The organism is Domibacillus epiphyticus, from assembly GCF_001975785.1.
In the GTDB taxonomy this organism is placed as follows: Bacteria; Bacillota; Bacilli; order Bacillales; family Domibacillaceae; genus Domibacillus; species Domibacillus epiphyticus.
On record NZ_MSFI01000029.1, the window covers coordinates 57636 to 72989 of the forward strand.

General features: G+C 43.1%; 17 protein-coding genes. 2 read left to right on the forward strand and 15 right to left on the reverse strand.

The features are described 5' to 3' along the window. The first annotated feature begins 76 nt into the window (after positions 1-76). A complete protein-coding gene (locus BTO28_RS15135; RefSeq protein ID WP_076767785.1) occupies positions 77-325 on the forward strand; it encodes a ferredoxin in 249 nt (82 codons plus the stop codon). 132 nt (positions 326-457) lie between these two features. Here BTO28_RS15135 and BTO28_RS15140 read toward each other — a convergent pair whose 3' ends face one another. The 11 genes from BTO28_RS15140 to BTO28_RS15190 form a co-directional block, all read right to left on the reverse strand. Further along, positions 458-2236 carry an ATP-binding protein gene (locus BTO28_RS15140; protein ID WP_076767787.1) on the reverse strand — a complete coding sequence of 593 codons (1779 nt, stop codon included), beginning with the start codon at positions 2234-2236 and terminating at the stop codon, positions 458-460. Continuing rightward, a complete protein-coding gene (locus BTO28_RS15145; protein WP_076767789.1) occupies positions 2233-2949 on the reverse strand; it encodes a response regulator transcription factor in 717 nt (238 codons plus the stop codon). Before BTO28_RS15145 ends, BTO28_RS15140 begins: the two co-directional genes overlap by 4 nt. An 80-nt stretch (positions 2950-3029) precedes the next feature. After that, on the reverse strand, positions 3030-4217 hold the full coding sequence (gene ccsB / locus BTO28_RS15150) for a c-type cytochrome biogenesis protein CcsB (protein ID WP_076767791.1): 1188 nt from the start codon (positions 4215-4217) through the stop codon (positions 3030-3032). A gap of 15 nt (positions 4218-4232) precedes the next feature. Then, positions 4233-5849 carry a cytochrome c biogenesis protein ResB gene (resB, locus tag BTO28_RS15155; protein WP_076767793.1) on the reverse strand — a complete coding sequence of 539 codons (1617 nt, stop codon included), beginning with the start codon at positions 5847-5849 and terminating at the stop codon, positions 4233-4235. A gap of 13 nt (positions 5850-5862) precedes the next feature. After that, a complete protein-coding gene (gene resA, locus BTO28_RS15160; RefSeq protein WP_076767795.1) occupies positions 5863-6393 on the reverse strand; it encodes a thiol-disulfide oxidoreductase ResA in 531 nt (176 codons plus the stop codon). A 120-nt stretch (positions 6394-6513) separates the two neighbouring features. Continuing rightward, entirely contained in the window at positions 6514-7245 is a 732-nt protein-coding gene (locus BTO28_RS15165) for a pseudouridine synthase (protein WP_076767797.1), read from the reverse strand. Between the two features lie 93 nt (positions 7246-7338). After that, positions 7339-7848 (reverse strand): spore maturation protein, encoded by a 510-nt coding sequence (locus tag BTO28_RS15170; RefSeq protein WP_076767799.1) that lies wholly within the window; start codon positions 7846-7848, stop codon positions 7339-7341. Continuing rightward, positions 7848-8429, reverse strand: a complete 582-nt coding sequence (locus BTO28_RS15175; protein ID WP_076767801.1) for a nucleoside recognition domain-containing protein — start codon at positions 8427-8429, stop codon at positions 7848-7850. Before BTO28_RS15175 ends, BTO28_RS15170 begins: the two co-directional genes overlap by 1 nt. Further along, positions 8429-9487, reverse strand: a complete 1059-nt coding sequence (locus BTO28_RS15180) for a D-alanyl-D-alanine carboxypeptidase family protein (protein ID WP_095532695.1) — start codon at positions 9485-9487, stop codon at positions 8429-8431. Before BTO28_RS15180 ends, BTO28_RS15175 begins: the two co-directional genes overlap by 1 nt. Before the next feature lie 54 nt (positions 9488-9541). Next, positions 9542-10126 carry an SMC-Scp complex subunit ScpB gene (gene scpB, locus BTO28_RS15185; RefSeq protein ID WP_076767803.1) on the reverse strand — a complete coding sequence of 195 codons (585 nt, stop codon included), beginning with the start codon at positions 10124-10126 and terminating at the stop codon, positions 9542-9544. Next, entirely contained in the window at positions 10123-10851 is a 729-nt protein-coding gene (locus tag BTO28_RS15190) for a segregation/condensation protein A (protein ID WP_083711677.1), read from the reverse strand. The genes scpB and BTO28_RS15190 overlap by 4 nt, the downstream gene beginning before the upstream one ends. A gap of 144 nt (positions 10852-10995) precedes the next feature. Here BTO28_RS15190 and BTO28_RS15195 point away from each other — a divergent pair, with 144 nt between their 5' ends. Then, positions 10996-11511 carry a DUF309 domain-containing protein gene (locus tag BTO28_RS15195; RefSeq protein WP_076767807.1) on the forward strand — a complete coding sequence of 172 codons (516 nt, stop codon included), beginning with the start codon at positions 10996-10998 and terminating at the stop codon, positions 11509-11511. Here the strand turns inward: BTO28_RS15195 and BTO28_RS15200 are convergent. The 4 genes from BTO28_RS15200 to BTO28_RS15215 form a co-directional block, all read right to left on the reverse strand. Further along, complete coding sequence (locus BTO28_RS15200; RefSeq protein ID WP_076767809.1) at positions 11506-11874, reverse strand: GNAT family N-acetyltransferase; 369 nt, start codon at positions 11872-11874, stop codon at positions 11506-11508. The two genes, BTO28_RS15195 and BTO28_RS15200, sit on opposite strands and share 6 nt — an antisense overlap. 195 nt (positions 11875-12069) lie before the next feature. Next, positions 12070-13389: a diaminopimelate decarboxylase gene (gene lysA, locus BTO28_RS15205; RefSeq protein WP_076767811.1), complete on the reverse strand. Its 1320-nt coding sequence runs from the start codon at positions 13387-13389 to the stop codon at positions 12070-12072. A 114-nt stretch (positions 13390-13503) separates the two neighbouring features. Then, positions 13504-14961 carry a spore germination protein gene (locus tag BTO28_RS15210; RefSeq protein WP_408606681.1) on the reverse strand — a complete coding sequence of 486 codons (1458 nt, stop codon included), beginning with the start codon at positions 14959-14961 and terminating at the stop codon, positions 13504-13506. Next, on the reverse strand, positions 14937-15353 hold the full coding sequence (locus BTO28_RS15215) for a stage V sporulation protein AB (protein WP_076767815.1): 417 nt from the start codon (positions 15351-15353) through the stop codon (positions 14937-14939). Before BTO28_RS15215 ends, BTO28_RS15210 begins: the two co-directional genes overlap by 25 nt. Between the last annotated feature and the right edge of the window lies 1 nt (position 15354).

The window sequence follows — 15354 nt, forward strand, 5'->3', positions numbered from 1 at the left end:
AATTTAATCGGATTTAAAATGAAAAATAGAAGTGTTTTTTTTACGCTTACTGACAGATTCTATAGGAGGTCCACTCATGGCAAAGTATACGATTGTCGATAAAGACACATGTATCGCATGCGGTGCTTGCGGCGCTGCAGCACCGGACATTTACGACTACGATGATGAAGGCATAGCATTCGTAATCTTAGATGAAAATGAAGGCACAGCCGTTGTTCCTGAAGTTCTTGAAGAAGACATGCAGGACGCTTTTGAAGGCTGCCCGACTGATTCAATTAAAATTGCTGACGAACCATTTGAAGGCGATGCTCTTAAATTTGAATAGAAATAAAAAGCGGCCCCCGTTCTTAACGCGGGGGCCGCTTTTTATGAGGTATCGAGCCGTTTTTCGTCAATTCCAGTTAGATTGTCCAATTATAAATTTGAGAAATGACCATTCCTGGTTTTGAATTTTTTGTCAAGTATGCCGTGGAATTGTAAAGAAAAAGACAGTTCCATGACCAAGATGACTTTGCACTTTAATCGTACCACCATGTGCATGAACAATATTTTTTGCGATGGATAAGCCCAGACCAGTGCCTGACTGTCCGCGTGTCCGTGCTTTATCTGCTTTATAAAAACGCTCAAATACAAACGGCAAGTCTTCTTCGGGAATACCCGCTCCCGAATCCTCAACACGAATTAAATGAAACTGATCTTTTAATTTATGAACAACTGTCACACAGCCATGATTAGGTGTATGACGGAGAGCATTATCAATTAAATTTGTCAGAACCTGTTCAATTCTGTCTTCATCGATCGATACGGGCATTTCGGAATGGCTTGTTTCGGCCATCAATTGAATATGTTTTTCTTTTGCAATGCCTTGGAACTTATTTGTTACCCGGATTAAAAATTGCTCTATATCTACTTCTTCTTTATTTAAGGTAATATGCCCAGCCTGCATTCGTGCAAGATCGAGAAGTTCATTTACGAGACGCCCCATTCTCATGGACTCCTCATGAATGATTTGAGCAATTTCCCTTTTCTCTTCTTCTGTTGCCGCAATGTCATCAACAATTGCTTCACTATATCCCTGCATCATCGAAATCGGCGTGCGCAATTCATGAGATACATTCGCTATAAAATCTTCACGCAATTTATCAAGACGGCGCTCTTCTGTCATATCTCTGACAACGGTAACTGCACCACGCACAGACTCCCCGTTATAAAGCGGACTGACAATTATTACATAGGAACGCCCCTGCATCGTTAACTCGCCTTCCTGTTCTGTTTCCGTTTTCACCGCTTCCTTAAATAAATTATTTAATAGTAACGGTACATCCCCTACATGACCATGTGCTTTTTTCTCAAACTTCCAGTTATGTAAGAATTGCCGGGCCGGCGGATTTGTAATCAGCACATTCGCATTTTGATCCAGTGTGATCACTCCGTCTGCCATGGAACTTAGAATGCTGGACAACTGTTCTTTTTCTTGATTGAGCGCATGAATATTGCCTTTAAGATGATATGCCATTTTGTTAAAAGACGTCGCCAGTGCCCCAATCTCATCATTCGTTAAAATGGGAACTTTCATATCAAAGTGCCCTTGAGAAAGTTCCGTTGCCGCTTCACGCATCTTGCGGAGCGGGGCCGTTACACGTGTAGACAAAAAGAACGCAAAAATGGTCGTCAATACAATGGCAATACCAGCAGCTGCTAATAGAAGCTTCGTTGTCTGTTCAGTCGTTTCTCTCATTACTTCAAGAGACTGATAGATGAACACGGCTCCACTTTCTCCGTTATTCATTTCAAATGGTACACCGACAATAAAAGAGTTTTCGTAACGGCTGTCTGTACTCGATCCTTCATCGACCGGAATCTCCGCCTTTACTTTTTGACGGCTATCAAAAACAGCAGACAGCCTCGGATCTCCCGTAATGGTTTCCTTGCTTATTTTTGCTTCATCTGTTTCAAGCGGAGAGTAATGGTAGGTACTTACATTTTCAGCAATCATGACATGAGCAGGTTCATCGACAAGCTCCCACGCGACTCCTAAGCCCGTTTCTTTGTTTTCATGGTCCTCAATGACCACCGCAATTTTTTCTGCTGTGTTTTCCAGCTGCTGCTCCACTTGTGTAATATGATAGTTTTCAAAAAACTCTAGCATTAAAATCGTTAAAAACGCTAAGACAAATGAAACGAGAAGCAAGATTGTAATCCATAGCTTTCCGACAACGCTGCGCCAAATCTTCATTCATTTCCAACCTCGAATTTATAGCCGACGCCCCAAACGGTAACAATCATTTTCGCGGCTTGCTCCGAAACTTTATTCAGCTTTTCACGCAAACGTTTCACATGTGTATCAACAGTTCGCAAGTCTCCGAAAAATTCGTAATGCCAAACTTCTTTCAGCAAATGTTCCCGGTCAAATACTTTATCCGGTGCTTTGGCAAGAAAATAAAGAAGCTCATATTCTTTTGGCGTCAAATTCACCTCTTCACCGTCCGCTGTAACACGATGAGCGTCGTTATCAATCGTTAAATGCTTATATACAATTAAGTCTTTTGACTTGGTGTCTGTCTGCAGGTAGGAAGTCGGTGATGAACGGCGCAAAAGCGCTTTCACCCGTAAAACAACCTCCCGAGGGCTAAACGGTTTTACAATATAATCATCCGTCCCCACTTCAAATCCTTGGACACGGTTCGCTTCTTCTCCTTTTGCCGTCAGCATGATAACAGGTGTTGCTTTCTTCTCTCTTAACTCGCTGCATACTTCAATTCCATCTTTTCCAGGCATCATCAGGTCCAGCAAAATGCAGTCGTAATCGGTTTCGGTTGCCTTCTCGAGCGCTTCTTGACCATCAGCCGCTTCATCAATCACATAATGTTCACGTTCTAAATACATTCGAAGTAATCGGCGAATTCGTTCCTCATCGTCTACAATTAAAATTCTCATTTCTTTTTCCAAAGACGTCCCCTCCCAATCACACTATATACCCTATTATAATATAAAAAAAATGTCTCCGCCAAAAACGGAGACATTTTTTCTTATGCATATGAATGCAATCCTGCAATAACAAGGTTAACGGCGACTGTATTGAACATAATAATACCAAAGCCAACAACAGACAGCCATGCTGATCGCTCACCATGCCAGCCTTTTGATAAACGGAGATGAAGAAATGCAGCATAAAACAAAAATGTAATAAGGGCCCAGACTTCTTTTGGATCCCAGCCCCAGAAACGCGTCCATGCGATCTGCGCCCAAATCATGGCAAAAATAAGCGCACCAAGCGTAAATACCGGAAAGCCAATTAACACGGATCGATAGCTGATTTCATCCAGTAAATCTGAGCTTACATTTCGCACAAGCGGCTGCATGAGCGCAGCGACACGTTTTTTAAACAAGAGGCGGATCAATAAATAAAGAAGAGTACCAGTAGCAAGTGACCAGAGAACAGTGTTTAATTTATTTGCGTTAATAAACGCGGGCATGTCAACGAAAGGTTCCATTTTCCCTTCTGTAACAAGCACCCCTTCATTCGGTCCAACAAGCGCCGGCAAAGTAAATTCCTGTACGGCGGATGCTTCTTCTTTGTTTACATATTCAAAGGAAGCGCTGTAATTGGCAAGGCCAAAACTTGTTGTTACAATGATAAACCCAACCACAGATAAAATCGTAAACATGATGACCTCAAGCCATTTTGTTTTTTTCGTGCTGACCGATTGATCTATATTTTTCACTAAGTAAATGATCCCTGCAATGAAACTGATTGCCAGAATCCCCTGCCCAGCCGCGGCTGTCGTTACGTGAATATGAAGCCAGTCACTTTGAAGCGCTGGAATAAGCGGGCTGATTTCACGCGGGAACATGCTTGCATAAGCAATGATAATCACCGCAATAGGCAACGCAAAAAGGCCAAGTATCGCTGTCTTGTAAATAAAGAAGATTAAGATAAACGCACCGACAACCATCATGCCAAAGAACGTGATAAACTCGAATAAATTACTGACCGGTGCATGACCGGCCGCCGCCCAGCGGGTGAAGAAGTAGCCGAGCTGTGCAATAAAGCCAATGATGGTTGCTGTAATAGCAAATATCCCCCAACGATTTAACCGTTCATCATCACGCAGTCCTTTTTGCCGGATCGAGCCGCCAAAAAGAAATGTACCGACTAAATAGAAAATAAATGCTGCGTACAGCAGCGTACTGCTTACTCCTGCTAAATCTGACATCGAGCAATTGCCCCCTTAATCCTTTTGTCTATCTTTAGGCTCTGGAATTGCCGTACCATCCAAAACCGAATCAATTTCCCGTTTCAGTCCGTGCCAGTTTTTATTCGTATGACCAGCTGTGTATATATACCCGCCCTTTTCACGAATCCAAATACGGCGGTGGTTCCAGTAAGAGCCTTGAATAACACCAATCATAAAGATAATGCCGCCGATGACGAGAATAGGCAATGTTAAATCTTTACGGATGGTCAATGCAGACACATCACGCGTTTCAAGGTTTTTAAACTTCATTTTGTATATTGTTTCACCAAGCGGCTCCATCGTATTTTGAATTTCTACAAAACTTACTTCGCCTTCCGGCTTCTCAGGAGAAATCATGTTAAATAGAAAAGCTGGTTTATTTGGCAATGGCGATTTAGAAATTGGCTCCCCTTCTTTTGTGAAGCCATCAAAGTCCGGATAATAGCCTTTCAGTTCTACCTTATAGCCATTTCCAAGATCGTATGATTTCTGCTGATCAAACAAATCAATTACGACATCCCCAACTTCTTCACCTGTTGTTTTATTCGTCAACGCAAAATGCATTGCCTTCATTTCATCCTCACGGAAACTCGTTTGATATACCGCAAAGCTGTTAAATTTCATCGGCTGGTTTACCTGAATATCATCTTCCAGTACTTTCTTCAGTTCAGGCTCTGCACCAGGCAGATCGTTATTGGAATTGCGGTAGAGAACGGCGTCTGTTTGATAATTTTTTGCAACCGTTCCCACCCTGTCAATCGCTTCGTTAAAAACCTCCGGATCTTCGCCTTCTTCGTAGTTTTCAAGCGTAAACCCATCATTTTTTATGTAATAATCTCCACCTGCACCTGGAATTTGAAGCGTTTCCCCTTCACGGATCCAGAGGAGTTCATCAACATACATGCCTTGAACGGATCTAAGCATAGCACCGAATAAAAAAATAATAAGTCCAGCATGATTCACATAAGGGCCCCATCGTGTAAAACGATTTTTTTCAGCAAAAAGAGCACCATTTACCTCACGGATTTTATACCGTTTCTTTTTTAATTCTTCGCGTACTTTTTGCAGGTCAGACTCCTGTAAAACAGCTTGTTGTTCGGCAAAAAGACGCTGTTTTTTCATAAATGATTCATGCCGGTCAACACGCTGTGTTTTTAATGCACGGTAAAGCGGCACCACACGATCCAGACTGGCAATAACAAGTGAAACCCCTAATGCAGCAATAAGAGCGATAAACCAGACGGAGTTATATAAATCATGAAATCCGATCATGTAATAAATTTTCCCGAAAGTGCCGTACACATCTTCATAATACGTCTCTGGCGGGATGTTGCCCGGAATATAAAATTCCTGTGGAAGGATCGTTCCAAATGAAGCGGCGACAAGGATTAAAACAATAACCCATATGCCTACTTTCACTGATGAGAAAAAATTCCACACTTTATCTATTATTGTCTTATTATACGTTTGAGAGCGACGGGCGCTGCCTTCATAGCGCATATCGACGAGGTTTTCTTTTTTGGCTTCCTCCGTCAAGGCTCGTCCACAAGATTCACATAAAATAGTACCGTGCGGATTGACATGACCACATTCGCACTTTACTTTCCCCATACTAAAACTCCCCTTAAGATGGTTTCACGCTTTCAAATAACGCACGAATCTGTTCTTCTGTCATTCCTGCTGTAACAATTTGATCAATTGTCCCGTCAGGACGAATCATAAATGTAGTCGGAAGTGGATTAATCCCATATGCTTCCTGAACTTCCTTCCCTTTATCAATAGCAATTGGGAATGTTAATTCGTACTGTTCGGCAAAATTATTCACTTGGAAATCGGATTCTCCTACGTTTACAGCCAGCACTTCCACTTTTCCTTCATATTCTTTTGCCAGTTTTTCCATATGAGGCATTTCTTTTTTACATGGCTCACACCATGTCCCCCAGAAATTTAAAAAGACCCCTTTTCCTTCATAATCCGACAAGCGGTGTTGTTTCCCGTTTAAATCAGATAATACAAAATCAGGCGCCTGATCGCCTACCCCTAAATTCTCCCGCGATTCTTTCGTCAAGTTCGTATATAGTGTATAAATGACAAGACCTGCAAGAACCGCGAGAATCGCTGTACGTATGTACAGCCTTCTTTTCTTTTTATCCATCTGCCAACCTCCACTAAATTGTCAAACAATGCCGGCGTTTGAAAAACTACGTACATTATATCATTACTTGTCATATTTGCAGAAAATAGCAGCCTTTTTGTTTTGTGACAGATTTATGAACTATCGCAGTGATCCTGTTTCAGCAAGTGTTCGAAGCTGTTTCACTTCATGTGCGGTCAGTTCGCGATATTCGCCAGCATTCAGGCCTTGCAGCGTCAAATGAGCAAAGCGGTCGCGTCGAAGCTTCTGAACTGGGTGCCCAATTGCTTCAAACATGCGACGCACCTGGCGATTCCGGCCCTCATGAATAGTAATTTCGATAAGCGACCGGTTTTTCTTTTTGTCAATTGATAATTCTTTTACTTTAGCAGGCGCCGTTTTTCCGTCCTCTAGTTTAATACCTGTCATGAGACGCTTGAGCATATGGCGCTGGACAATTCCTTCCGTTTTCACTATATACGTTTTGTCCATTTCGTAACGAGGGTGTGTCATTAAATTGGCAAACTCGCCATCATTTGTTAATAAAAGCAGTCCCGACGTATCATAATCAAGGCGTCCGACTGGAAAAATTCGTTCTTCCACTCCAGGAAAAAAGTCTGTCACTGTTTTGCGGCCTTTATCATCGGTTACCGCTGAGATAATGCCGCGCGGTTTATAAAACAAATAATATACTTTCCGTTCCCGTTCAATCGGTACCCCTTCTACTTCCACTTCATCATTCACGCCAACTTTTGTCCCGAGTTCCGTAATTGTTTTCCCGTTGACTGTTACTTTTCCTTCCTGAATAAGCTGTTCCGCTTTTCTTCTTGAAGCGATCCCTGCTTGTGCAATTACTTTTTGCAGACGTTCCATCTATTTCACCTCTATATTTGTCATAAATACTCTAAAGCATTATGGCACAAATAGCGTAAAAGGAAAAGAAAACTGAAATGAAAAAAAGCCTGGCTACAATAGCCAGGCAACAGTTAGGACAGCAGAAGCAAAAGCAGCGGCATCTGCAAGCAGCCCAATTTTCAGTGCATCGCCTGTTTTTTTTATCCCCGCTGCACCAAAATAGATGGCAAGCACATATAGTGTTGTATCCGTGCTTCCCTGCATGACAGCAGCAAGTTTCGCAATATAGGAATCAGCACCGAATTCACGCATGATCTGATCGAGCATGGCTAATGTTGCTGAGCCGGATATCGGCCGTATAATGGCCAAAGGAACAACTTCGGGAGGAATGCCAATGAGTGAGGTGAGCGGTTTAAACAGACCCGCAATCCAGTCAGCAGCACCTGATGCACGAAAAACAGCCACCGCGGCCATCATAATCACTAAATGAGGCACAATGGCGATCCACGTATGCAGCCCTTCTTTTGCTCCATCTGTCAATGCCGTATATATATTTACTTTCCGGTATAATCCTGCCGTAATGACCACAGCGATGATGACTGGAATAAGCCATGCCGCCATTACCGGTTCCTTTTACGGGCATAGTATCGATCAATGACTATGGCAAAACAGGCGGACATAACGGTTGCAAGAAACGCGGGCAAAATAATATCTGCGGGGTTTTTGGCGCCATGAGAGATGCCAAGTGCGATGACAGTTGTTGGAATGAGGGTTACACCTGCTGTATTTAATGCAAGAAATGTAATCATCGATCGGCTTGCCGTGTCCCGGTCATCATTTATTTGACGCAGCTCCCGCATCGTTTTTAATCCGATCGGAGTTGCCGCATTGCCAAGACCAAAAAAATTTGCTGCCATATTGGACGCGATGAATCCAAAGACAGGATGATCTCTTGGAATTTCAGGAAATAGGCGGCTAAGAAGCGGCTGGACAATGTGAGCAAGCCAGCTGACGATCCCGGCTGCTTCCGCTGTTTTCATCACGCCTGTCCAGAATAATATGACTCCTGCAAGCGATATTGCCAGCTGAACAGACTGCTCCATTGATTGAAAAAGTGCTTCATTCACCTCAGCCATCGTCCCGTTGACTGCTGCAAATACAAAACCGGATAACAATAAAAAAGCAAAGGCCGCACTGACCATTAATCGAGCACCCCCTTTACTTTTTCGAAAAAGGACGTCTCTTGTTTTTTAGAGCGGTAAATTGGTACTTCCATCTGCTTTTCATCGCCAATCCACAGCTCTGCACTGTTCTCGCTTTTATCCTTTTTCTGATCCAATACAATGCGAACGTACGCGATTTTTTTCTCTTCTTCCGTCAATGGATATCGAACCATTTTTTTTGCATAAAAAAAATCGTGTTCACCCGGTACTTTAAATGGTTCTTTTTCCACTACATTTACCAGTCTATACGATATAAACCCATTATCAAAAAGCGCCTGATGGTCACGCCAGTCATCCGGTGCGTCAAGCGTTACTGTTACTAGGTGCAGCCCGTTTTGTTTCGCTGTTGTAACAAGCGTTCGGCCAGATCGTTTCGTAAATCCCGTTTTGCCGCCTGTGATCCTTCCACCTTCTCTCACAAGACGGTGCTTATTTTCCCAAACACGGAGCGGGCGGCTTTTCGTTTTATAGGAAGCGGTGCCGACAATCTTTTCAAATTCAAGGTTGTCCATTGCTTTTGCCGTCAAAAGCGCCATATCATAAGCTGTGGATTGATGCTGTGGATCATCCAATCCGTGAGGATTCATAAACACGGTATTTTTCATTCCAATTTGCTTTGCTTTTTTGTTCATCATCGCGACAAATTCCGGTGTACTCCCCCCGATAAACTGACTGATAGCAATTGCTGAATCGTTCCCGGAACGAAGCATTAACCCGTACACAAGTTCTTCGAGTGTCAGTGTTTCCCCTTTTTCCAAATACAAACTTGAACCTTCCACCATGACTGCCTCTTCACTTATTTTAACCTTTTCTTTCATGCGCCCTGATTCAATAGCCAAAAGCGCTGTCATGATTTTCGTTATGCTCGCTATTGGCCGCCGCTCATGCGCCGATTTAGAAGCCAGAACGCGGCCGCTGTCCATATCCATCAGCACTGCATTTCTTGCTGAGACAGACGGCTGTGCGGCAGCTTTAGATGGGATGGCGGCGATGCATAAAAGAATGGCAGCAGCGATGATCAACAGCTTTTTTATCATGTGTCCGCTCCTTCCCTTTTTCATTACTTTATGAGAAGAAGTCGGTATTCATGATTATTCTTCTTGCGTTTCACCCATTGCATCTTCAAACCTGCCAAAAAATAGATCAGCCTCCTGTTGAATGAATACTTCACCTTCTACAAGAGGCGGAAGTTCGTCAAGACTTTTTAATTGAAACGCATCAAGAAACTCAGTCGTTGTGGCGTACAAAATCGGCCGTCCTGCTCCTTCTGCTCGTCCTGCTTCTTCAATTAAACCCCGGGCAGCGAGAGTTGCGATGGGGCGTTCGGTCTTTACACCCCGTATTTCTTCCACTTCAATACGCGTTACCGGCTGGTTATAGGCAATAATTGCTAACGTTTCAAGTGCTGCCTGTGATAATGTTTTAGGCGACGGTTTTTCAGCAAGAGCTTGGATAAACGAAGCATTTTCTTTTTTCGTCATCAGCCTATATTCCTTCCCGTACGTTGTGATCATTACACCGCGCGATTCATCAAGCAATAGCCCCTCTGCCATCCGTTCAATCACGCTTCGTATAGTTTGCACATCAACATCTAAAACAGAAGCTATTTGATCTGCTGTCAGCCCTTCATCACCCGCCGCAAATAACAGGCTTTCAATTATGCTTTCATTTGTCATTTATTTTTCCCTCCAGACATGACATACAGGCTAGAAAAATTTCCATTTTGTGTGACCGTTATTTCATTTTGCTTCATTAATTCGAGAATGGCTAAAAAGCTCACCACAAGTTCCTCCTTTTCATGAGACTGAAATAAGTCTTCGAAGAGAATCGGCTCTTTTGCTTTCGTCAGCTTATTCATTAGCGATTTCATTCTCGTTTCAACGGAAATTTCTTCACGGCGAATGGTTGTTTGTCTTGGTACAGCAAGCTTTTTGCGCCGGGTCATTTTTTGAAAGGCACCGAGCATATCGTAAATCGACACATTAAGCGGACCTTCTCCTGCTTGCGCAAATAGCATATCTGCTGGAGGACGGGAAAATAATTTTGCCCGTTCTTCCTCCAATTCCTGCAGTTTAACGGCTGCTTCCTTATACTTTTTATATTCAATCAACCTGCGGGTTAGTTCTTCCCGAGGATCCTCTTCTTCCATAAATTCATCGTCTTCCGATGAATGGTCAGGGAGCAAGGAACGGCTTTTCATGGCAATCAGCGTCGCAGCCATAACAAGGTATTCACTCGCTACATCAAGTTCAAGCTGCTGCATTGTGTTTACATACATTAAATATTGATTCGTTATTTCCGCAGCCGGAATATCGTATATGTCGATTTCTAATTTATTGATTAAATGAAGGAGTAAATCAAGCGGTCCTTCAAACGAATCAATCTTTACTTTATATTCCATTACATATCTCCTGTTTTCCATTACCTTTCTTGCATATCATAAAGTATAGTATATATCATATTTACTTTCAGTGTTTTCGATTGAGAAAATGTATGAATCGTGATAAACTAAAATAAATCCGACCAACTGAGTGGGGGAAATTGAATGTATACGTATCCTGTGCCGTATCTTGCTTTTCTGGCACATTTTCATATTGACCGTGATTATTTTGAATGCCATGAGCTGTTAGAAGAACACTGGAAAAATACAGACGGTGCACGTGATTCTGTTTGGGTGGGTTTAATTCAATCCGCTGTTTTCTTATATCATTACCGCCGAGGCAATGTAAATGGCGCGATACGGATAGCAAAAAAAGCCGTTAACTGCTTATCGAAAAAACAAATCGAACTTGCGCGGCTCGGAGTTGATGGAGACCTGTTTATAGCATCGATTCGAAAATCTGCGGCCCGCCTTAGAAATGGTGAGCCATTTGCACCAATTTCAATACCTATTGCCGACGAAAATTTGTCCGATGAATTTAATGAGTTTGTCGAGACTTTTAAACCGAATCCAGATGAACAATATTTATCCGAAAAACATAAAATGCGCGACCGCTCTGATGTCATTGAAGCAAGACAATTAGCTATTCAATTAAAAAAAGCCGGGAAGGTGCCGTTATAAACGGCAGCCTTTACCGGCTTCTTTTGTGCATTTTTCGTAAAAAGGTGTAGTTTCCGCACCGGGAACTACATCTTTGTCTGGATAAGCTTTAGTTACTTCAGCGATCATTTCCGTTCCAATCCCTTCATCCCGATAGGACGGATTGACTGCAATGTGTAAAATCTCCACATTCTTTACTCCAATTGCTACACCGACGACGCCTACAATGTCTTCTTCTATCTTCCATAAATACAACTGGCGTTCATCGTTATTTTCGTAGCACTCGATCGTTTCTCGAAGCGTTCGCAGTTCTTTTTCCTGCGGCATATACGACAGCAACCCCATCGCAATTTTCTTAAACGATTTTTTATATCGAATCAGCATTAAAAATCCCTCTTCAATTAGCAGGATTTACCTGCGTGATAACTTCACGCTTTCTATATTACTAAAACGGTCATGGATCCGCAAGCTTCTTCCTTTATTTTACAATAAAGAACCAGTAATAAAATCCCCAGCCGATTGCGGTCAGCATTAACAAAATGAGTAAAACCACATTGCTTTTCATGATTTTCCCACCTCTCAATTCGTTTGGGGCAACTGGAGCGGCAAATCGAGTTTAATAAGATCCTCATATGTTTCACGGCGAATCACGAGTTTCGCCTCTCCGTTTTCAACGAACACAACAGGCGGCCGCGGAATACGATTGTAATTGTTCGCCATCGAATAGCCATATGCTCCCGTACAGAACATAGCGAGAAGATCACCTGCTTCTGCTTTTGGAAGAGGCAAGTCCCAAATGAGCATATCACCAGATTCACAGCATTTTCCGGCAATAGACACCGTTTCTTCTACAGGATCATTTACCCGGTTGGCAAGAACTGCTTCATATTTTGCATCATATAAAGCAGGTCGAATGTTATCACTCATCCCGCCATCTACAGCTAAATATTTTCTCACGTTCGGGACGTCTTTTTCAGAACCTGTTTCATATATTGTCACACCTGCGTCACCAACAAGTGAACGGCCTGGTTCAATCCAAATTTCCGGCATTCTCATACCTAGACGTGACGACTCTTCCTGCACCTTCCTAATAATTTCTTCAACATAAGCTGCAGGCTCAAGCGGGTCATCTTCTGACGTATAACGTATACCAAAGCCCCCGCCCAAGTTAAGTACAGTGGCCTCAAAATGAAGCCGCTCTTTCCAATCAGCAAGCTTGCCGATAATTTTTTCTGCCGCCAGAATGAAACCCGTCGTTTCAAAGATCTGTGAACCGATATGGCAATGCAGTCCGAGAACCTCAAGAAATGGCTTATTAACCGCTGCATCAAGGGCTTCTTCTGCTTGTCCATTATTTAAGTCAAAGCCGAATTTCGAATCTTCTTGACCGGTTAAAATATAGTCATGCGTATGAGCTTCAATGCCCGGTGTAATCCGCAGTAAAATCTTCATCATTTGTCCACGTGACTGACTGATTTCATCTAGTAACGCCAGTTCATGAAAATTATCGACCACAACACAGCCTATGTTTGCATCAAATGCCATTTCTAATTCTTCACGGCTTTTATTATTGCCGTGGAAATGGATTCGCTCTACAGGAAATCCTGCTTTTAAGGCTGTATATAATTCTCCTCCGGACACGACATCAAGTGACAGTCCTTCCTGCTCAGCCAGCTGCATCATCGCAACCGAGGCGAAGGCTTTGCTTGCATAGGCAACCTGTGCAGTTATGCCCATTTTATCAAATGTTTGTTTAAATCCTCTCGCGCGCTGTCTAATTAACGCTACGTCATATAAATAAAGAGGTGTTCCATACTGCGCCGCAAGTTCTACTGCATCGACGCCCCCTATTTCCAAATGGCCGCGGTCATTCACCGCTGATGTACCATATGTATGCATATTAATCGCTCCGTTCTTTTAACGTCATGCCAAAATCCGCAAAATTTCGGCATCAGAATAAAAGTACTATATCATACATTGACGGCCCGCTCAATATTAGAAGAAAATCACCGGTTAGTCAGAAGATACCCGGTTTATTTGCGGGATCCCAGACTGCTCCGGTGCCTGTCGGCGAATCAATATTGTTAATAACGATTTAGCATCGAAGGGGACAAGCGGCCATAAATATGGGGCGCCAAACGGCTTGAGACGTACGAGAAATAGAAAAAACAAAGTAAAGGCGATGACGAAACCCGCTGCTCCAAAAAAGGCAATGGACAAAATGAAAAAAAGACGGATCATTTTATTCGCGAGGCCGAGCTCATAACTCGGCGTTGAAAACGTTCCAATTGCCGCTAGTGCAGTATAAAGAATCACTTCAGGCACAAAAAGCCCTGTATCGATGGCGATTTGACCGATCATGACAGCGGCGACCAGACCCATGGCGGTCGAAAGCGGCATCGGTGTGTGAATCGCAGCAATACGCAGCCACTCGATTCCAACATCAGCAATTAGAATCTGAACTGCCAGCGGAATTTTTGTTTTTTCATTTGGTCCAATAAACGAAAGAGCTTCCGGCAGCATTTCTGGATGCTGGGCAAATAAAAACCAGAGCGGGAGTAAAAACAGCGACATCCATAATCCAATATAGCGAATCATCCGGATGAATGTACCAGCAGCAGGAAGCTGACGGTATTCCTCTGCATGCTGTAAATGCTGTAAGTAAGTGGCCGGCATAATCATCACTGCCGGTGATGTGTCTGTAAATAACAGTACATGACCTTCGAGCAGGTGAGCGGCACCTATATCGGCACGTTCTGTATAACGGACAAGTGGAAACGGATTATATCGCTGCTTGACGATAAACTCCTCAACGGTTTTATCCGCCATTGGTACACCCGCGATATCAATGCTCTCTATTTCTTTCTTTACTTTTTCAACGATTATGGGGTCTGCGATTCCTTCCATGTATCCGACTGCAATGTCAAGTTTTGATACCGACCCTGCTTTCATCATCTCAAAACGGAGCCTTCCGTCGCGAATTCTTCTTCTCGTGAGCGCTGTGTTTATAACTATGTTTTCGACATAGCCGTCACGTGAACCACGGACCACTTTTTCTGTGTCAGGCTCTTCCGGCTGCCGCCCTGGGTAACTGCGGACGTCGATAGTAAATACACCATCCGGTACAGCAATAACGATAAGGCCTGATAAAAGAGCAACCGTCAATTTCGATTGATCGTTTATCTCTTCCACTGATTGATGGACGAAATGGTTTTTCAGTATATCTATGGCAGGCTCTTTTCGTTTTTTCTCAACTGTTAACAGCGACTCGATTAATTCAATAATAAAACGGGTATCAACTAAACCCGTTATAAAATATAAATGGAGTGGTTCCCCGGCTATCGTTAGTTTTCTGACACCGACATCAAAACTTTTCCCCAGTCCAGCTTCTTGTTCTAAATAACTCTCAATTTCACTAGGATGAACGTGCATCATGCTGTCTCCTTTCAAAGCGGCGAAAAGAAAATCCATTGGACAAGGGATCCGGCTGTTTTCCCGAGCGCCACCGCCATCATTAAGATGTTAATCTGCTCAAAAACTCCCGCTCTTCTTGATAAGATGGGAAAGACGTTTAATACTTCCGTTAATGCAGCGGCAGCCATGCCGATAAATAACCCGCTAAACAGTCCAATTATTGCTGTCATGAAATCCGGCAATGACAGATCAACAGAAAAAATATGCATACACGTCCCGGTGATTACTCCAAATACCAGCGCCATTTCATACAGATTAATAAATGGCTGCGTTTTTGTAGCAGACACGAGACGGGGAATAACGCCGAGCACCGTAATAAACGCAACATAGCCCGCACCCGTTGCGAGACCTCCTGCGATTCCTAAAAATAGCACTACAGCTATTTCCATC

Coding starts and splice junctions, on each gene's coding strand:
- BTO28_RS15135 (WP_076767785.1), top strand. CDS start 77: ATGGCAAAGTATACGATTGTCGATAAAGACACATGTATCGCATGCGGT.
- BTO28_RS15140 (WP_076767787.1), bottom strand. CDS start 2,236: ATGAAGATTTGGCGCAGCGTTGTCGGAAAGCTATGGATTACAATCTTG.
- ccsB (WP_076767791.1), bottom strand. CDS start 4,217: ATGTCAGATTTAGCAGGAGTAAGCAGTACGCTGCTGTACGCAGCATTT.
- resB (WP_076767793.1), bottom strand. CDS start 5,849: ATGGGGAAAGTAAAGTGCGAATGTGGTCATGTCAATCCGCACGGTACT.
- resA (WP_076767795.1), bottom strand. CDS start 6,393: ATGGATAAAAAGAAAAGAAGGCTGTACATACGTACAGCGATTCTCGCG.
- BTO28_RS15165 (WP_076767797.1), bottom strand. CDS start 7,245: ATGGAACGTCTGCAAAAAGTAATTGCACAAGCAGGGATCGCTTCAAGA.
- BTO28_RS15170 (WP_076767799.1), bottom strand. CDS start 7,848: ATGGCGGCATGGCTTATTCCAGTCATCATCGCTGTGGTCATTACGGCA.
- BTO28_RS15175 (WP_076767801.1), bottom strand. CDS start 8,429: ATGGTCAGTGCGGCCTTTGCTTTTTTATTGTTATCCGGTTTTGTATTT.
- BTO28_RS15180 (WP_095532695.1), bottom strand. CDS start 9,487: ATGATAAAAAAGCTGTTGATCATCGCTGCTGCCATTCTTTTATGCATC.
- scpB (WP_076767803.1), bottom strand. CDS start 10,126: ATGACAAATGAAAGCATAATTGAAAGCCTGTTATTTGCGGCGGGTGAT.
- BTO28_RS15190 (WP_083711677.1), bottom strand. CDS start 10,851: ATGGAATATAAAGTAAAGATTGATTCGTTTGAAGGACCGCTTGATTTA.
- BTO28_RS15195 (WP_076767807.1), top strand. CDS start 10,996: ATGTATACGTATCCTGTGCCGTATCTTGCTTTTCTGGCACATTTTCAT.
- BTO28_RS15200 (WP_076767809.1), bottom strand. CDS start 11,874: ATGCTGATTCGATATAAAAAATCGTTTAAGAAAATTGCGATGGGGTTG.
- lysA (WP_076767811.1), bottom strand. CDS start 13,389: ATGCATACATATGGTACATCAGCGGTGAATGACCGCGGCCATTTGGAA.
- BTO28_RS15210 (WP_408606681.1), bottom strand. CDS start 14,961: ATGGATTTTCTTTTCGCCGCTTTGAAAGGAGACAGCATGATGCACGTT.
- BTO28_RS15215 (WP_076767815.1), bottom strand. CDS start 15,353: ATGGAAATAGCTGTAGTGCTATTTTTAGGAATCGCAGGAGGTCTCGCA.